This is a genomic window from Pseudomonas sp. PS01270, assembly GCF_029959775.1.
GTDB lineage: Bacteria > Pseudomonadota > Gammaproteobacteria > Pseudomonadales > Pseudomonadaceae > Aquipseudomonas > Aquipseudomonas atacamensis.
On sequence record NZ_JASCPT010000005.1, the window covers coordinates 44,913 to 59,859 of the forward strand.

Annotated in this window: 22 protein-coding genes; 19 read left to right on the plus strand and 3 right to left on the minus strand. The window is 58.1% G+C overall.

The window, feature by feature from the left end; all coding sequences use genetic code 11:
- From QMX86_RS03325 to QMX86_RS03350, 6 genes are read left to right on the plus strand one after another with little or no spacing between them, the layout of a single operon-like run.
- A complete protein-coding gene (locus QMX86_RS03325) occupies positions 1-972 on the plus strand; it encodes a phage replication protein (protein WP_282381995.1) in 972 nt (323 codons plus the stop codon).
- Positions 959-1,756 (plus strand): hypothetical protein, encoded by a 798-nt coding sequence (locus tag QMX86_RS03330; RefSeq protein WP_282381992.1) that lies wholly within the window; start codon positions 959-961, stop codon positions 1,754-1,756. The genes QMX86_RS03325 and QMX86_RS03330 overlap by 14 nt, the downstream gene beginning before the upstream one ends.
- Entirely contained in the window at positions 1,753-2,184 is a 432-nt protein-coding gene (locus QMX86_RS03335) for a hypothetical protein (protein WP_282381990.1), read from the plus strand. Before QMX86_RS03330 ends, QMX86_RS03335 begins: the two co-directional genes overlap by 4 nt.
- Positions 2,181-2,651, plus strand: coding sequence for a hypothetical protein (locus QMX86_RS03340; protein WP_252878037.1), 471 nt, complete (start codon positions 2,181-2,183; stop codon positions 2,649-2,651). The genes QMX86_RS03335 and QMX86_RS03340 overlap by 4 nt, the downstream gene beginning before the upstream one ends.
- A complete protein-coding gene (locus QMX86_RS03345) occupies positions 2,648-3,229 on the plus strand; it encodes a recombination protein NinG (protein ID WP_252878038.1) in 582 nt (193 codons plus the stop codon). Before QMX86_RS03340 ends, QMX86_RS03345 begins: the two co-directional genes overlap by 4 nt.
- A complete protein-coding gene (locus QMX86_RS03350) occupies positions 3,226-3,771 on the plus strand; it encodes a hypothetical protein (RefSeq protein ID WP_282381984.1) in 546 nt (181 codons plus the stop codon). Before QMX86_RS03345 ends, QMX86_RS03350 begins: the two co-directional genes overlap by 4 nt.
- Positions 3,772-3,923: 152 nt before the next feature.
- Here the strand turns inward: QMX86_RS03350 and QMX86_RS03355 are convergent, their stop codons facing one another.
- Positions 3,924-4,700, minus strand: a complete 777-nt coding sequence (locus QMX86_RS03355) for a hypothetical protein (protein ID WP_252878039.1) — start codon at positions 4,698-4,700, stop codon at positions 3,924-3,926.
- A gap of 164 nt (positions 4,701-4,864) precedes the next feature.
- On the opposite strand from QMX86_RS03355, the gene QMX86_RS03360 reads away from it, so the two are divergent.
- From QMX86_RS03360 to lysC, 3 genes are read left to right on the plus strand one after another with little or no spacing between them, the layout of a single operon-like run.
- Positions 4,865-5,188 (plus strand): phage holin, lambda family, encoded by a 324-nt coding sequence (locus QMX86_RS03360; protein WP_282381978.1) that lies wholly within the window; start codon positions 4,865-4,867, stop codon positions 5,186-5,188.
- Positions 5,185-5,571: a hypothetical protein gene (locus tag QMX86_RS03365; protein WP_064361125.1), complete on the plus strand. Its 387-nt coding sequence runs from the start codon at positions 5,185-5,187 to the stop codon at positions 5,569-5,571. Before QMX86_RS03360 ends, QMX86_RS03365 begins: the two co-directional genes overlap by 4 nt.
- Positions 5,480-5,713 carry an Rz1-like lysis system protein LysC gene (lysC, locus tag QMX86_RS03370; protein WP_252878040.1) on the plus strand — a complete coding sequence of 78 codons (234 nt, stop codon included), beginning with the start codon at positions 5,480-5,482 and terminating at the stop codon, positions 5,711-5,713. The genes QMX86_RS03365 and lysC overlap by 92 nt, the downstream gene beginning before the upstream one ends.
- Positions 5,714-5,777: 64 nt before the next feature.
- Here lysC and QMX86_RS03375 read toward each other — a convergent pair whose 3' ends face one another.
- Complete coding sequence (locus tag QMX86_RS03375; protein ID WP_252878041.1) at positions 5,778-5,987, minus strand: hypothetical protein; 210 nt, start codon at positions 5,985-5,987, stop codon at positions 5,778-5,780.
- A gap of 74 nt (positions 5,988-6,061) precedes the next feature.
- Between QMX86_RS03375 and QMX86_RS03380 the strand changes: the two genes are divergently transcribed.
- From QMX86_RS03380 to QMX86_RS03400, 5 genes are read left to right on the plus strand one after another with little or no spacing between them, the layout of a single operon-like run.
- The gene (locus tag QMX86_RS03380) at positions 6,062-6,685 is read left to right on the plus strand and encodes a putative metallopeptidase (RefSeq protein WP_282381961.1); all 624 of its coding nucleotides are present in this window, start codon (positions 6,062-6,064) and stop codon (positions 6,683-6,685) included.
- A gap of 31 nt (positions 6,686-6,716) precedes the next feature.
- Positions 6,717-7,178: a DUF2280 domain-containing protein gene (locus QMX86_RS03385; protein WP_122706967.1), complete on the plus strand. Its 462-nt coding sequence runs from the start codon at positions 6,717-6,719 to the stop codon at positions 7,176-7,178.
- Positions 7,165-8,466 (plus strand): terminase family protein, encoded by a 1,302-nt coding sequence (locus QMX86_RS03390; RefSeq protein WP_282381953.1) that lies wholly within the window; start codon positions 7,165-7,167, stop codon positions 8,464-8,466. The genes QMX86_RS03385 and QMX86_RS03390 overlap by 14 nt, the downstream gene beginning before the upstream one ends.
- Positions 8,463-9,881, plus strand: coding sequence for a DUF4055 domain-containing protein (locus QMX86_RS03395; protein ID WP_282381950.1), 1,419 nt, complete (start codon positions 8,463-8,465; stop codon positions 9,879-9,881). The genes QMX86_RS03390 and QMX86_RS03395 overlap by 4 nt, the downstream gene beginning before the upstream one ends.
- Entirely contained in the window at positions 9,856-10,944 is a 1,089-nt protein-coding gene (locus QMX86_RS03400) for a minor capsid protein (protein WP_282381947.1), read from the plus strand. Before QMX86_RS03395 ends, QMX86_RS03400 begins: the two co-directional genes overlap by 26 nt.
- A 5-nt stretch (positions 10,945-10,949) precedes the next feature.
- Here QMX86_RS03400 and QMX86_RS03405 read toward each other — a convergent pair whose 3' ends face one another.
- A complete protein-coding gene (locus QMX86_RS03405) occupies positions 10,950-11,474 on the minus strand; it encodes a hypothetical protein (protein ID WP_264365115.1) in 525 nt (174 codons plus the stop codon).
- 137 nt (positions 11,475-11,611) lie between these two features.
- On the opposite strand from QMX86_RS03405, the gene QMX86_RS03410 reads away from it, so the two are divergent.
- From QMX86_RS03410 to QMX86_RS03430, 5 genes are all read left to right on the plus strand, one after another.
- Positions 11,612-12,340 (plus strand): hypothetical protein, encoded by a 729-nt coding sequence (locus QMX86_RS03410; protein ID WP_282381943.1) that lies wholly within the window; start codon positions 11,612-11,614, stop codon positions 12,338-12,340.
- Between the two features lie 12 nt (positions 12,341-12,352).
- Positions 12,353-13,315 carry a major capsid protein gene (locus QMX86_RS03415; RefSeq protein WP_003225242.1) on the plus strand — a complete coding sequence of 321 codons (963 nt, stop codon included), beginning with the start codon at positions 12,353-12,355 and terminating at the stop codon, positions 13,313-13,315.
- 44 nt (positions 13,316-13,359) lie between these two features.
- The gene (locus QMX86_RS03420) at positions 13,360-13,950 is read left to right on the plus strand and encodes a hypothetical protein (protein ID WP_282381941.1); all 591 of its coding nucleotides are present in this window, start codon (positions 13,360-13,362) and stop codon (positions 13,948-13,950) included.
- 57 nt (positions 13,951-14,007) lie between these two features.
- Positions 14,008-14,511 (plus strand): DnaT-like ssDNA-binding protein, encoded by a 504-nt coding sequence (locus QMX86_RS03425; RefSeq protein WP_223630209.1) that lies wholly within the window; start codon positions 14,008-14,010, stop codon positions 14,509-14,511.
- 90 nt (positions 14,512-14,601) lie between these two features.
- Positions 14,602-14,928 carry a helix-turn-helix transcriptional regulator gene (locus QMX86_RS03430; protein WP_223630346.1) on the plus strand — a complete coding sequence of 109 codons (327 nt, stop codon included), beginning with the start codon at positions 14,602-14,604 and terminating at the stop codon, positions 14,926-14,928.
- Positions 14,929-14,947 lie beyond the last annotated feature (19 nt).

Genomic DNA, 14,947 nt, shown 5'->3' on the forward strand with positions numbered 1-14,947 from the left:
ATGCAATTCACCGTCACGATCAATCAGGTGAAGGCGTTGGAGTGGGGGCTGAATTCTCAGCAGGCCCTGCTGTTTGCCTTCGTCTACGGCTGCCCGAGCTGGACCAAGCCAATCAAGACTGACGACGGGATCTTCTTCGCGCTGAGCAAGGCAAAAATCACCGAGGAGCTGCCGCTGCTCACTGATAAGCCAGACACTGCCTACCGCATGCTGAAGGCTCTGGAAGAAGCTGGTTTGATTGAGCTTTCCAGCACATCAAACATCACCTTGTTTCGCCTGACCGAGAAGGCGATCGAGTGGAACCAGAAGCTCGACGGGTCGGAAAAATATCCGACCCCACCAAAGAACGAAGGTCGGAAAAAAATCCGATCTACCTCGGAAAAAAATCCGAGCAAGGTCGGAGAAAAATCCGAACAAGGGTCGGAAAAATCTCCGACAAATCAGGATACCAATCATCAGGGTACCAATCAGGATACCAGTCAGGACTTGCATGGCAGCCCGGACAAGCCGGCCCGCAATCTGGTTCTGGTGGTTGATCGCACCGATGCGCCACGGGTTGAGATTCCCGCTGACATGCCGGGCCCCAAGGATCAGTCCTGCAAAACCTTCAAGGTCTGGGCGAACTACGCCATGGCCTACCGCAAGCGCTACAGCGCCTGGCCGGTATGGAACGCCAAGGTCGGTGGCCAGCTCGGCCAACTGGTCGACCGCCTCGGCGCCGATGTCGCGCATCACGTCGCCGCCCACTTCCTGAAAACCAGCGATGCCACCGTTCTCCGCAAATGCCACAGCCTCAACGAACTGCTGGCCAACGCCGAGAGCTACCACACCCAGTGGGTTACGGGGCAGCGCATCAACGGGACAACTGCCCGCCAAATGGAACGCACCGAAGCGAACGTCTCCGCCGCCGAGCAGGCCGCGCAAATGGTCTTGGCCAAGCGCCAAGCAGGGGAGCGCAATGAGTACCTATGAAATGAACGACCAGCAAGTTGCCGGGCTCGCTGCAGCGATCTGCGCCACCGCCGAGGCCATGGGTCAGGAAATGAACCCAGGCACCGCGGCGATCATGGCTGAAGACCTTTGCGCTTACCCGGTGCCGGTAGTGAAGGCCGCACTGAAGGCCTGCCGCTTTGAGGTGAAAGGCAAGTTGGCAATGGCGGACATCCTCCAGCGCGTGCAGATCGCCGACGGGCATCCGGGCAAGGACGAAGCATGGGCGATCGCCATGACCACAAATGACGAGTTTGAAACTGTGGTGCTGACGGACGAAATTCAGCTCGCGTTGGCAGCGGCAAAACCTGTACTCGATGCCGGCGACAAGGTCGGTGCGCGCATGGCGTTCAACAGCGCCTACGAGCGCTTGGTCGGCCAAGCGCGGGATGACAACAAACACGTCAACTGGCATGTGTCCGTCGGCTTCGACGCCAACCGCCGCACGCAGGCGATCGCCAAGGCTGTGCAGATGCGGCGGATCCCACAGGAGAGAGCTCAGCAGTACCTGGCTGACTTGAGTGTCACGCCGGTAACTGAAGACGGTCGTGCCGTCGTTGCGCTGCTCACCGGTGAGGTTGTGCGGCCTTCGCCAAAACTGCGCGAGAGGCTCGCCGCGGTGAAGGATTCGATGCTCGCCATGCGCCAGGCATCGGCCGAGCAAAAAACAGAACTGCGAATTCTGGCAGCCAATGAGCTGGCGGACCGCCGGGCGCTGCTCATTCTGCAGGCCGAACAATTGGAAGCAAGGAGTGCGGCTCAATGAGCATCGACAAACAAGAACTCCAGAAGCTGCTGTGGGCCGAGGCGGCGTCCTACCGTGCCGGCTGCGCAGACTGGAAGCGCAACACTGAGGCGCTGCAGGAATTCCTCGGGGAGAAGACCGTGGAGGAGGTGGCGCTGGAGCTGCTGGCTGAGAACAACCGGCTTGGGCAAATCGAGTACGCATTTTCGCAGTGGGTCGAGAAAACCGATTGGGTGCAGTCCACCGTGCAAGCGTCCGAACTTGGCCGCCATCGCGCGGATGTGCTGCGCACGCGGATCGACCAGTTCAAGGCCGAGAACGAGGCGCTGCGCAAAGCGATCGCCGACGTCGACGGCGCGCTGGAGCGTGAATACTGGAGCGAGTACGCCGGGCTTGAAGAGACTCGCTCCATCCTTGACGCGGCAATAGACAAGGCAGCTCAGGCATGACTGACAAGATCAGCGTCAACTGCCAGGCAAAGCTCTCCGAGGCCATTACCGCGCTCAGCACCATGTTCCGCGACAAAAAATTCGTCGTCGTGTCGCTGCGACCGGGCAAAGACCGCACGCTAGACCAGAACCGGCTGTGGTTCGCAATGTACAAGCGCATCGCTGAAATGACCCAGATTGGCGATGAGGCTGAAGCCCGGCGCTACTGCAAGCTGCACATCGGCGTGCAGATCCTGCTGAACGAGGATGCCGGGTTTCAAGCTGAGTGGTACCGGGTGATGCGTCACCTCCCATACGAAACCAAGCTCGACATGATGGGCGAGTGCCATTTGTTCGGGCCGGACGGCTTCCCGGTGACCAGTCTGTTCAACCGTTCCCAGGGCATTGCCTACACCGATCGCATTGTCGCGCGCTTCGCACCGCAGGGCGTGTACTTCGATGATTTGCTAAGCCAGGAGGCCGCATGACAATTGAACGGAAGCAGCCCAAACCGAAGCAATGCCGAGTCGCTACTTGCAGGGCCTCATTCGTCCCGTCGCGGATGGGGCAGGCGGTTTGCAGCCCGGCCTGCGCGGCCATTGATGCACCGCGCCACACGGAGAAGGCCCGGAAGGCCATCGCGCAGCGCGATCGCCGCGAGATCCAGGTCCGCAAGGAAAAGCTGAAGAGCAGGGCGGATCATCTGCGCGAAGCCCAGGCGGCATTCAACGAGTGGGTTCGCCTGCGTGACGCCGATCGCCCTTGTATCAGTTGCGGTCGGCACCACGAAGGCCAATACCACGCTGGGCACTATCGCTCTGTGGGAGCGAACCCCGAGCTGCGATTCGAACCGCTCAACGTGTGGAAGCAATGCGCGCCCTGCAACACGCACCTGTCCGGCAACTTGGTGAATTACCGGCTTTCGCTCTTGCAGCTGATCGGTCCTCAAAAGGTGGATTGGCTGGAAGGACCGCACCCGGCCTGCAAGCACACCGTCGAAGAAATCAAAACCATCAAGGCCGAATACCGGGCCAAGACCCGCGAACTGAAGAGGGCTGCAGCATGACCTATCGCAACGTGATTTCCGCCGTAGTCCGCGCGCTGGCCGCCGAGACAATCAGCTCGACTGGGGGCTGCGACTTCGAGCCAAAGGTCCAATGCGCCAAACAGAAAGGGGAGATCGTCGGCAAAGAAGCCGCCTTTCTCCAGGACTGCTGGGTGTTCGGCCGTCTGCACAAGTCGCTCACGCCGGCGCATTGGCGCGCACTGGTTGCGAAGTATTCAACGCACGAAGAGCGCAAGCACGGCGCGATCCTCGAGCTGCTGAGTTCCGTGAAGTCGCCGGCACCGCAACGGTTCCGTGAGTGCGCAGTGCTGACCTGGGCAATACCGCAGGTTGGCGGCACTGACGGGAAGCGCTCATCTGCGGTGCTGCCTGCCGCCTGGTATGACGTCACTAACTGGTCCAACGACGGCAAGCCGGAGTCGACTCGGTATCGGTGGCGATCATCGATTCGAAAATCGCTCGATGATCAGGTTAACGAAGCACTGACAACGGCGCAGGAGCTGCTCGATGCGGAGGGTTTGATCGAAAGTTGCGCGGCGTAGCAAAAAGCCATTGCAATGAGTGAGAAAGTGAGAGAATATTTACCCATCCTGTCGATCTTGCGCGTAACGGATTGACACACCAAACCCGGCCACCGCGCCGGGTTTTTTATTGGCTCTAATTTACCTGTAGCCAGGACATCCTTCGGGAAGGCCTAGATACCTGCTTCTAGCTTTAGTCGCTCTACAGCGCGAGTGCATCCGTATTCTGCAGACTTTTTGAGATATCTCATTTGTTCTTGCTTAAGATTCTGCTTCCACATTTGAGTTGAGAGGCTCATGTAAAGATCCGCGCGAACTGCTTTTTCATCGAGTGAATCGATTGCATTTTCACGGCTGGAGGCGTGCTTACTGTCGCATTTCGGCAAAAGCACTGGCTGCGGATAGTACTTACTGTACGGGCTTGTAGGTTCAGGCAAGGCATCAACCAGCGATCGAAACTCGACGGTTTTTACATCGTCGAAGCAGTAGCTGATCATCTGTAGACCAGCCGGAGCGAATCCCTTTGTCAGGCTTGATTTCAACAAAGAGCAAACCTGACCTAGCACCTGTTCTCTGGGATCGAATTCTATTGCAAGCCAAGCTAGTCGGTATTGTGCGGCGGGATTACCTTCATCAGATGAGAGCCTGAGTAACGGGGTTGCCTCCACCAGCAGTGAGCTTATTTTGTTTTTTAGTGCTTCTTTTTTCCCATCTGGGATTTTTTCGTTCTTGAGTAGCTGATGCTGAAGACTGAATAGTTCGTTGTTTAAGTCGTCAATTTCATCTAGGTAAGGCAATGCCTTGAAGTACAGCGCTTCAGCACCGGATGAAACGCCAAGTGGCACCGCGTTTGCGGGACCAGTGAGGCAAGCCAATAAGGCTAGCGAAAGATGTCCGAGATTACTTTTGGCCACTCCGCCATCCTCGTAATGATTTGCTGTGATAGACATTATTCAACGCCCAGTATGCCCGCTGACGCGCTGCCTTTTCCATATCCAAAGCCTCTGCATTCGCAGGGTTTTTTTTCGTTTTCGGCTCCCCACACCCATTGCCCCGAGCTGGGAGTGCAGCGGACGCCGGATTTATCAATCTCCCCAAGGGGGAGGCAACCCGGATGCCAAACATGCCTGACAAGCCAGACACATGGGCCAAGCTCTGGCTGGCGTTGAGCAATCCGCTAATGGCGGGCGTCATCATGGCCATGACCGTTTGCTTGCTTCGCGTCATCTACGACGGAAAAGAAACCAGCGTGCGCCGGATCATTTTCGAGGCGCTGATTTGCGGATCGCTGAGTCTGGTCGCGTCCAGCGTTATCGAGTGGATGGCCTGGCCTTCAAGCCTATCGATCGCTGCCGGTGGAACGATCGGCTTCCTCGGCGTGACAGCCATTCGCGAGCTGGTGACCCGCTTCCTCGGTCGCAAGGCGGATGCCGCATGAAGACCTTCGCTGCAGCAATCATCATTGCCCTGGTCGGTCTGCTCCTCATAGGGATTCAGCAGTCGCGCGTCGTTGCCCTTCGCGGGGAGGTGGCATTCGAGGCCAGCGAGAAGAAGAAGGCGGTCGACGCCAACCTCGAAAGCCAGGCCACGATCACCACCCTGCGCGCCGAAGCCCAGCGCAACGCCGATTACCAGAAAGACCTGAACAAGCGGTTACAGGCCAGCCAGGCCAAAGCCAGAAAGGCGGAGAAGAACTTTGAAGAACTCAAACGCAACAGCAAGCCTGTTCGTGATTGGGCTGCTCAGCCTCTGCCTGACGGCCTGCGCGGGAAAGCCGCCACTGGTAACAAAGACAGCGGCAGTAAGAGTCGAACCCCCTGAACTGGTGCCGTGTGAGCGGGTAGTAGATGACGACCTCGCCGACAACGGCCAGCTGTGGGAGCTGAAGAACCAAGCCATCAACCTGCTCGACACCTGCGCAGACCAGGTGGACGCGCAGATCAAGCGCAGTCAGAGCAAGTAGGTCGCGACACGTTTCGCGAACCAGCAAATTGTGTCGCGGCACATCGTTAGCGCTGCAAGACGGACTATTTAGTTTCCAAGGCGGCCTGGATGGTATCGGCATAGCTAGAAAGCTTGCCGAGTTCGCTCTCCAGTATCCCGCTGGAGGTGTTGTTAAGGACGCGCACGGCGATAAGCTCTAAGGCAGCGGACACCGCATATGCTCTCTTGGCTTTAGGGTCGGTGGCTTGTGCGTAAGGAACTGCGGACAGGTTGATTCTGGATTGGTCAGTCATAAACAGTCTTCCGTGGTTTGTTTGATTCTCACCAATACCGGCATCCAACCATCATTACAAGTGCAAGGTGAGTCATGAACAGGCCGATGCCTCCGGAGTCGCTACTAGACCTGTCGGAGCTGTCCAGCCTCGGTATTCGCCTGAGCCCTGCTCCTGAGGTGTGGGAGTGGCTACAAGCCGAGATCCTCGCCGACACCGGCAGCATCCACAACGAAGACCATGCCCATCTGGTCGATGCGGACGTGAGAGTCATGTGGGCGTCTGCTGCCTTCACGAAGAAGGGGCGCACGGTGGTAGGCCAGGCCGAACAGGTAGCGTTCCGCGCTGGTGGTTGGCAGAAGGCACGAATGGAACAACAGATGCTGGATTGGTTCGGCGACGTGCCGGGCTACATCATCACGCTGGCTGCCGACTACTGCGCTCAATGCTCCGACGCTGACTTCTGCGCACTGGTTGAGCATGAGCTGTACCACATCGCCCAGGCGACCGATCAGTACGGCGCACCCAAGTTTACCCAGGAAGGATTGCCCAAGCTTGAGATGCGCGGACACGACGTTGAAGAGTTCGTCGGTGTGGTGCGTCGGTACGGGGCGAGCCCTCAGGTGCAAGAGCTGGTGGACGCTGCAAACAATCCTGCTGAGGTGGGGAAATTGAACATATCGAGGGCCTGCGGAACCTGTCTGCTCAAGTCGGCCTGATTCTGGACAGGCTCTGGACGGATGAAAATCTATGGCAGCCCTTCAAAACGACGTGAAGGCCTTTATCGTTCAGGCCTTGGCGTGCTTCGACACGCCTTCACAGGTTGTTGAAGCCGTCCAAAAGGAATACGGGATATCGGTGACTCGCCAGCAGGTGGAGACACACGACCCCACAAAGACATCAGGGAAAGGCCTGGCCAAGCGCTGGGTGACGATGTTTGAAGATGCCCGCAAGCGCTTCCGCGAAGAAACCGCAGAGATCCCGATCGCCAACCGAGCGTTCCGACTCCGCGCCATGAACCGATTTGTCGAGCGGGCCGAGACGATGAAGAACATCGGTCTTGCCATGCAGATCCTCGAGCAGGCTGCTAAGGAAGTCGGCGACGTCTACGTCAATCGCAACCGTAAGGACGAGCCAGACGATGAGCCGGCAATCCCGACGCGCATTCAGGTCGACGTAGTGGACGCGAGGAAGCCGAATGCCGAGCCTTAACGTTCCGCAGTCGCAGTTCCTCCTCTTGCCCCACAAGTTTCGCGCATTCGTTGCTGGCTTCGGCTCCGGGAAGACCTGGGTCGGTTGCTCAGCGCTCAGCAAGCATTTCATGGAGTGGCCCGGCGTCAACGCTGGTTACTTCGCACCGACTTACCCGCAGATCCGGGACATCTTCTATCCCACGATGGAGGAGGTTGCTTATGACTGGGGACTGAAGACCAAGATCAACCAGGCGAACCATGAGGTTCACATTTACAGCGGCCGGCAGTATCGCGGCACTGTGATTTGCCGGTCGATGGAGAAGCCGCAAACAATCGTCGGCTTCAAGATCGGTCACGCCCTGGTGGATGAGCTGGACGTGCTGACGTCGATCAAGGCTCAGCAAGCCTGGCGCAAGATCATTGCCCGGATGCGTTACAACCTGCCCGGGCTCAAAAACGGCGTGGACGTGACCACGACGCCGGAAGGCTTCAAGTTCGTCTTTCTCCAGTTCGTCAAGCAGCTGCGCGACAAGCCGGCGCTGAAGGAAATGTATGGACTGATTCAGGCCAGCACCTTCGACAATGAGCTGAACCTGCCTGACGACTACATCGCCTCGCTGATGGAGTCATATCCTGAGCAACTGATCCGCGCGTACCTGAACGGCCAGTTCGTCAACCTGACGTCTGGATCGATCTACCACGCCTACGACCGAAAGCTGATCCAGTGCTTCGACACTGTGCAGCCCGGCGAGCCTCTGTTCATCGGCATGGACTTCAACGTCGGCAAGATGGCGGCGATCACCCACGTCAAACGTGATCAGGGACTGCCGCGCGCCGTGGACGAGTTGATGGATGGCTACGACACTCCGGACATGATTCGTCGAATCAAAGAGCGGTACTGGGAACACACCGGCAACGACTACAAGAAGACCTGCGAGATCCGGATCTACCCAGACGCCTCCGGCGACTCGCGCAAGTCGGTCAATGCCAGCCTCACCGATATCGCCATGCTCAAGCAGGCAGGCTTCACGGTCATCGCGCCGGCGGCCAACCCACCGGTGAAGGACCGGATCAACGCCATGAACGCCATGTTCTGCAACGCGCAGGGCGAGCGGCGTTACCTGGTGAACCCGTTTTCATGTCCGACCTACGCCGACGGCTTAGAACAGCAGATCTGGGCGCCCAACGGCGAGCCGGACAAGAGCCAAGGAAACGACCACGCCAACGACGGCGGCGGTTACTTCATTCACCGCGAGTACCCGATCATCAAACCGGTCACCGCTATCAAAATGGGATACGCCCGATGAGCAACGACGTCTCCTTCAAGCGGGCGGAATACATAGCAGTTCTGGATCGCTGGGCAACCGTCCGCGACGTATGCGCGGGCCAGCACCGGGTCGTCGATCGGCTGCCGTATATCAATGCACACGACAAGTCGCCGGAGAATCAGGACCGGAATCGAGCCTATCGCGAGCGTGCGGTGTTCAAGAACGCCACTGGCCATACCCGGAATGGTTTGCTCGGTCTGGCTTTCCACAAAGACCCGACTCTGGTTGTTGCGAAGAAGCTGGAGTATCTGCAGGACAATGCTAACGGCTCCGGCGTGAGCATCTACCAGCACTCGCAAGGCACGCTGGAAAAGGTACTTGAGGCTGGACGGCACGGCCTGTATGTCGACTACCACCAAGACGACGGCATCGGCGGGCATGCTGTGATCCTCACCTACTGCGCCGAGGAGATCATCAACTGGCGCACTGGCATGGTGAACGGTCACAGCGTACTGACCCTAGTGGTGCTTAAGGAGTCCCCCGAAATCCCCGATGGCTTCGGTTTCAAGACGGTCGAGCAGTACCGGGAACTGGCCCTGGAAGACGACGGGTTCGTTTGCAGGGTCTGGCGACGCTCAGGTCCTGAGAATGGCGGTCCTCTGGCGGTTACTGAGGAATTTCGGCCTTCGGGCGCTGGCGGTCGGCTGAAGGAGATTCCATTCACCTTTGTCGGCGCACAGAACAACGACCCGAGCATTGACGAGTCGCCGCTATACGACATTGCAATGATCAACCTGGGCCACTACCGGAACAGCGCTGATTACGAAGACAGCGTCTTCTGGTGCGGCCAAGCCCAGCCTTGGATTTCCGGTCTGGATGAGCAGTGGCGAGACTGGATGGAGAAGAACGGCGTATACGTCGGCTCCCGCGCGCCCATGATGCTGCCAGCAGGTGGCGCCTTCGGTTATGCCCAGCCACTGCCGAACACGCTGGTGAAGGAGGCCATGGCTGACAAGAACCAGATGATGATCGAGCTGGGCGCACGAATGGTCGTGGCTTCCCTCTCGTCGAAAACGGCAACCGAAGCCCGTGGTGATCAATCGGCATCGACATCGGTGCTCGCCGGCTGCGTGGCCAACGTCAGTGAGGCCTACACCCGGGCGATCATGTGGTGCTGCACTTACATGGGCGTCGATGACGCGAAGGTCGCTTATCAGATCAACCAGGAATTCGTGGAGCTGACGGCTGATCCGCAGATGATCACAGCGTTGGTTGGACTCTGGCAGAACGGCGGCTTCGCCAAAGCGGACCTTCGAGCGTACCTGCGCAAGTTGGGCCTGATCGCGCCAGAACGCACAGACCAGCAAATCGATGGCGAGCTGGCAGAGCAGGGCGACGGCTTGGGCTTGGACGACGAGGACAAAATAGATGGCGGCAAACCAAGCAATCCTTGACGCCACGATCCGGCACGCGGTCTTCCTGGAAAAGCTGAAGGCTGGGGAGGTCGGCAAGTTTGCGCCCTTTCTGAAGGAGATCGACCGTTCAATCCGCGACCGGCTCACCCGGTCGGATTTGACCGAGTACAACGTGAGGCGGCTGGAAGCGCTGCTGAAGGAGGTCGACAGCTTGCTGCTGGGCATCTTCAACCGCTACAGCGCGCAACTGAACCTTGACCTGATCGACATCGCCAACTACGAGGCTGAGTTTGAAGCGTCGAGCCTGGCCCGGTCGGCGCCGGTTGGTGTGTCATTGGATGTGGTCGCGCCAACGGCAGCGGCTATCCGAACCGCAGTGCTGACAAACCCCCTCAGTGTGCGCGGCACCGGCGGCGGTAAGCTGCTGAAGTCGTTTATCAAGGGCTGGACCAGTGCCGAGCGCGAGCGTGTCACCGGCACCATCCGGCAGGGCTTCTTCGAAGGGCAGACGAACTTCCAGATCATCCGAAACATTCGCGGCACCAAGGCGGCGGGCTACAAGGACGGCATTCTCGCCACCACCAACCGCAATGCCAGCACGGTGGTGCACACAGCGATTCAGCATGTGTCGTCGCAAGCGCGAGTGGAGGTGGCCAAGGCCAACACGGACATCGTGTCCGAGATTGAGATGGTCGCCACGCTGGACAGCAAGACCAGTCAGCAGTGTCGATCAATGGATAAGCGACGGTTTCCGGTCGACTCAGGCCCGCGGCCACCGTTTCACCCGAATTGCCGCACAACGTTCGTCCTACTGACCAGGCTCAGTGAGATGTTCGCCAAGGGCGCTACCCGGGCTTCCGTGGGCGCAGATGGAGCAGGGCAGGTCAGTGCGAGTCTCGACTATTACCATTGGCTTCAGCAACAGCCAACGTCGTTTCAGGATGTGGCAATCGGACCGGTGCGGGCGAAGCTTTTTCGCGAGGGCGGACTGAGCGTCGAACGCTTCGCGGAGTTGCAACTGGATCGCAACTTCGCCCCGCTGACGCTAGCGCAGATGAAGATTCTGGAGCCTTTGGCATTCCAAAAAGCGTCACTTTTATGAGTGTTTCACTCTTGGCATTTGGCCTTCTGGTCACGGAAGTTGTCCATGAGCTTGAAGAACTGATTCGGCCATTCGGTCATGGCATTTTTGCTTTGCAGTGCGACCAAATCGACATCTGCTTTGCTTTCCACATCAAGCATTGCTTTTACCGCAATTGTCACCTTTAGAGCTGAATGGGCCATGTCCGGCGGAGCATATGCGATTAGCTCAAATCCCGAGCGAATCACTTTTTCTGCGTCAGGTCTCGACTCGTCAAATGACAGCTTTTTGTTAGACCCACGACTTATGAGATCTGCAATGTTTCCCAAAAAGGCTTCGGTTTTTTCTCGGATTTTCATTTCTTGATTGTCGATTCTTTGGATACAGCTCTGAGCTACGGCCTGCTTAGTTGATTCGTGACTGGCAAACCACGTAAGCCCTGCTCCGGCGGCTGCGACCAAACCCGTGATAACTGCCGCATATATAACTTCAAAGGCTCGGATTTTTTCATTAGCGGCGTTGCTTGCATTGATACGAAATACACGTCTCATTTTTTTTCCCATTGCTAAAAAGGTCTGCTCTCTAAGGCAGCACATACAGCCTAACGGCCAGTTTTCAAATTCCCACCGCCTCGGCGGTTTTTTTACGCCTGCAAAGCGGGCGACACATACCCAAGGGGTGCATCAACGTGGCAGAAGAAAACGAAATCGACCTGGACAATCCCGCAATCAAGGCTGCTATCGCGACTGCCGTTGAAGCCTCCGTTTCGGGTTTGAAAACCAAGAACACGGAGCTGCTGGGCAAACTGAAAGACACCACCGGCAAGCTGACCCAGTTCGAAACGCAGTTCGAGGGTATCGACATCGACGCCGTAAAAGGTTTGCTCAGCCGGGCCGGCCAAGACGAGGAAACCAAGCTGCTGACTGAGGGCAAGGTGGACGAGGTGTTCAATCGTCGCACCGAGCGCTTGCGCGCCGACAACGATAAGCAGTTGAAGGCGCTCACCGCGCGAGCCGAAAAGGCCGAAGCATTCGCCGCCAAGTTCCAGGGCAAAGTCCTGGGCGATTCGGTACGCGGTGCGGCACTCAAAGCCGGTGCACTGCCGGAAGCAACCGACGACATCATCCTGCGCGCCAAAGGCGTGTTCTCGCTGAACGAAGAGGGTGAAGCGGTCGCCGTTGATGAATCCGGTCAGGTCATCCTCGGTAAAGACGGCAAGACCCCTCTGACTCCGCTCGAATGGGCGGAATCCCTGCGCGCAAGCGCACCTCATCTGTGGCCAAGGGCTTCAGGAACACAAGCCCCGGGCGGGGGTGGCGGCCAGGCTGCATTCAAGCGCTCCGAAATGACTGCCGAGCAAAAGCGCGACTACCAGCGCAAGCACGGCCAAACCGCATACCTGCAATTGCCCAAGTAAGGGGATTCACCCATGGCAACGACTGTGAACAGCGACCTGATCATCTACAACGATGAGGCGCAAACCGCATACCTGGAGCGTGTCCAGGACAACCTCGACGTATTCAACGCATCTTCCAACGGCGCGATCGTGCTCGACAACGAGCTGATCGAAGGCGACTTCCGCAAGCGTTCGTTCTACAAGATCGGCGGCTCGCTGGAGCATCGCGACGTCAACTCTACCGGCAAGGTGACCGCGAAGAAGATCGGCGCGGGCGAAGCCGTTGGCGTCAAGGCTCCATGGAAGTACGGCCCCTACCAGACCACCGAAGAAGCTTTCAAGCGCCGCGGCCGCCCGGTCGACGAGTTCTCTCAGATCATCGGTGCCGACGTTGCTGATGCCACTCTGGAAGGTTTCATCCAGTACGCCACTGCTGCTTTGCGCGCGTCGATCAGCTCCAACGCTGACATGGTGGTTTCGGCCAACATCGAGACCGACGGCAAGAAGACCCTGACCCGCGGTATGCGCAAGTTCGGCGACAAGTTCGGCCGCATCGCGCTGTGGGTCATGCACTCCAGCGCTTACTTCGACATCGTGGACGAGGCGATCGCGAACAAGGTCTACGAAGAGGCGGGTGTCGTCATCTACGGCGGCCTGCCAGGCACTCTCGGCAAGCCGGTGCTGGTCACCGACACCGCGCCCGCAGATGTGATCTTCGGCCTGCTGCCAAACGCTGTGGTGATCACTGAATCCCAGGCGCCCGGCTTCCGTTCGTACGCGGTGAACGACGAGGAGAACCTGGGTATCGGCTACCGCGCTGAAGGCACCGTCAACATCGATGTTCTCGGCTACAGCTGGAAGGAAGCCGCTGGTGGTGCGAACCCAACGCTTGCCGCCGTGGGTTCGGCTGCGAACTGGGTCAAGCATTCCAACAGCAACAAGGTGACTGCCGGCGTGCTGATCACTCTGACCACTACGCCACCAGCCGGCGGCTGATACTGGCCTGACAGCGGCCAGCAATGGCCGCTACGGAGACTTTTATGGAACTGGTTTACTCCACTCAAAACTCGGACTTCGATCCGGAAAAGCGGTACCGCAATCCGGCGCACTTTGATCGGCCTGAAGCGGGTGTGACACACGCAGTTGTGATTGGCGATTGGCCGAAGGTGGTCGACGCTTATGAGGCGCTTGGCGTTGAGGTCTCGGTGACGAAGCCTTTGATCAGCGACCCGGTTGATTTAGGTGGCGCTGCGGTCATTGCCAATCTTGAGCAGGACAACGCCACGCTGCGCGCCGAGCGCGACGGCATCCTGCGATTGATCGACGCCGCCGAGGGGCAATCGGAGCTGGAACATCCGGGCGCGGGAGAGCTGCCGATCCGTCTGTTCGGTGCGCTGAAAGCCATTCATGAGGGTTTCGAAACGCTTACGGGTGAACGTGACAACTTGGCGGGCGAGGTTGAATCCCTCCGCGCTGAAGTCGCCCGTCTCAAGGCTTCAGCGGAACCGGTCGATAATGCCGAGAAGATCGCGGTCCTCAAAGCCCAGCTCGACGCCGCTAAAGTGCCGTATCGGGCGAACGCTTCGGTAGAATCGCTGGAAAAGGCAGTTGCTGACCTGCAGCAGGCGTAACTATCCGGGTGCCCGTCAATGTGGCGCCCGATCCAGAACACCATAGCGAGCTGATTCATGACTCTCATCATCGAGGACGGTACCGGCAAGCCTGACGCCGAAAGCTACGCATCCGCTGAGGATCTGGCCATGTACGCCGTGAAGTTCGGCGTGACCATCCCGGCGGAAGTGCCAGCACAGGAAGCCCTGTTGCGCCGGGCCGCGCTGGCAATGGATGGCATGACGTGGAAAGGGCGGAAGTTTAACAGCGAGCAGTCTCTGTCCTGGCCGCGCCGCGGTGTCGAGCTTGATTACGAGATCAAGCCTGATAACTACCTGCCTGCGCGGATCCAGTACGGGCAAATGGCTTTGGCCGCTGAGATCCACACTGACGACGTCGACCCGATCGAGAAGCGCAAAGGCGCGGTAACTCTGGAACGAGTCGAAGGCGCGGTAACTCGCGAGTACGCAACGATCCCGAACACCAGCGGCCGACTGCTGCCGGCAGCGCCAGATCGCCCAAGCGCGACGCAGTTTGCGGATTATTTACAGCGCCGGGGAATGTTTGTTGTTCGTGCATGATCTAAAAAGATCATTAAAAATACTAAATGATACTTGCGTGCTACTTATTGGTGATGCATTATGCTTGCACAAACCAACGTGAGGTGTCACATGCTACCTAATCCTAAGCACAAAAATTTTCCAGAGGCTCTACGTAACGCTCGCAAGGCGGCTGGAATGACTCAAGCGGAGCTTTCTATCGCTGCTGATATTTCGAATGTGATGGCGGGCCGTTATGAGCGCGGCATGCACAGTCCAGAAATGAGCACTTGGGCGAAGCTGAACAAAGCGCTCTTCGCTGAGGTAAACGAAAGCGAGCTGGAGGCAATCATTCAAGACGACTTCACCGAAATTGCTTTGGGTGAAGCGTCTGTAGAGGAAATTATTGAAGAACTGAAGAAGCGTGGTTTCGCCAAGGTCACGCTCGCAAGCGAATAACGTTCCCAGTCATTCAAGC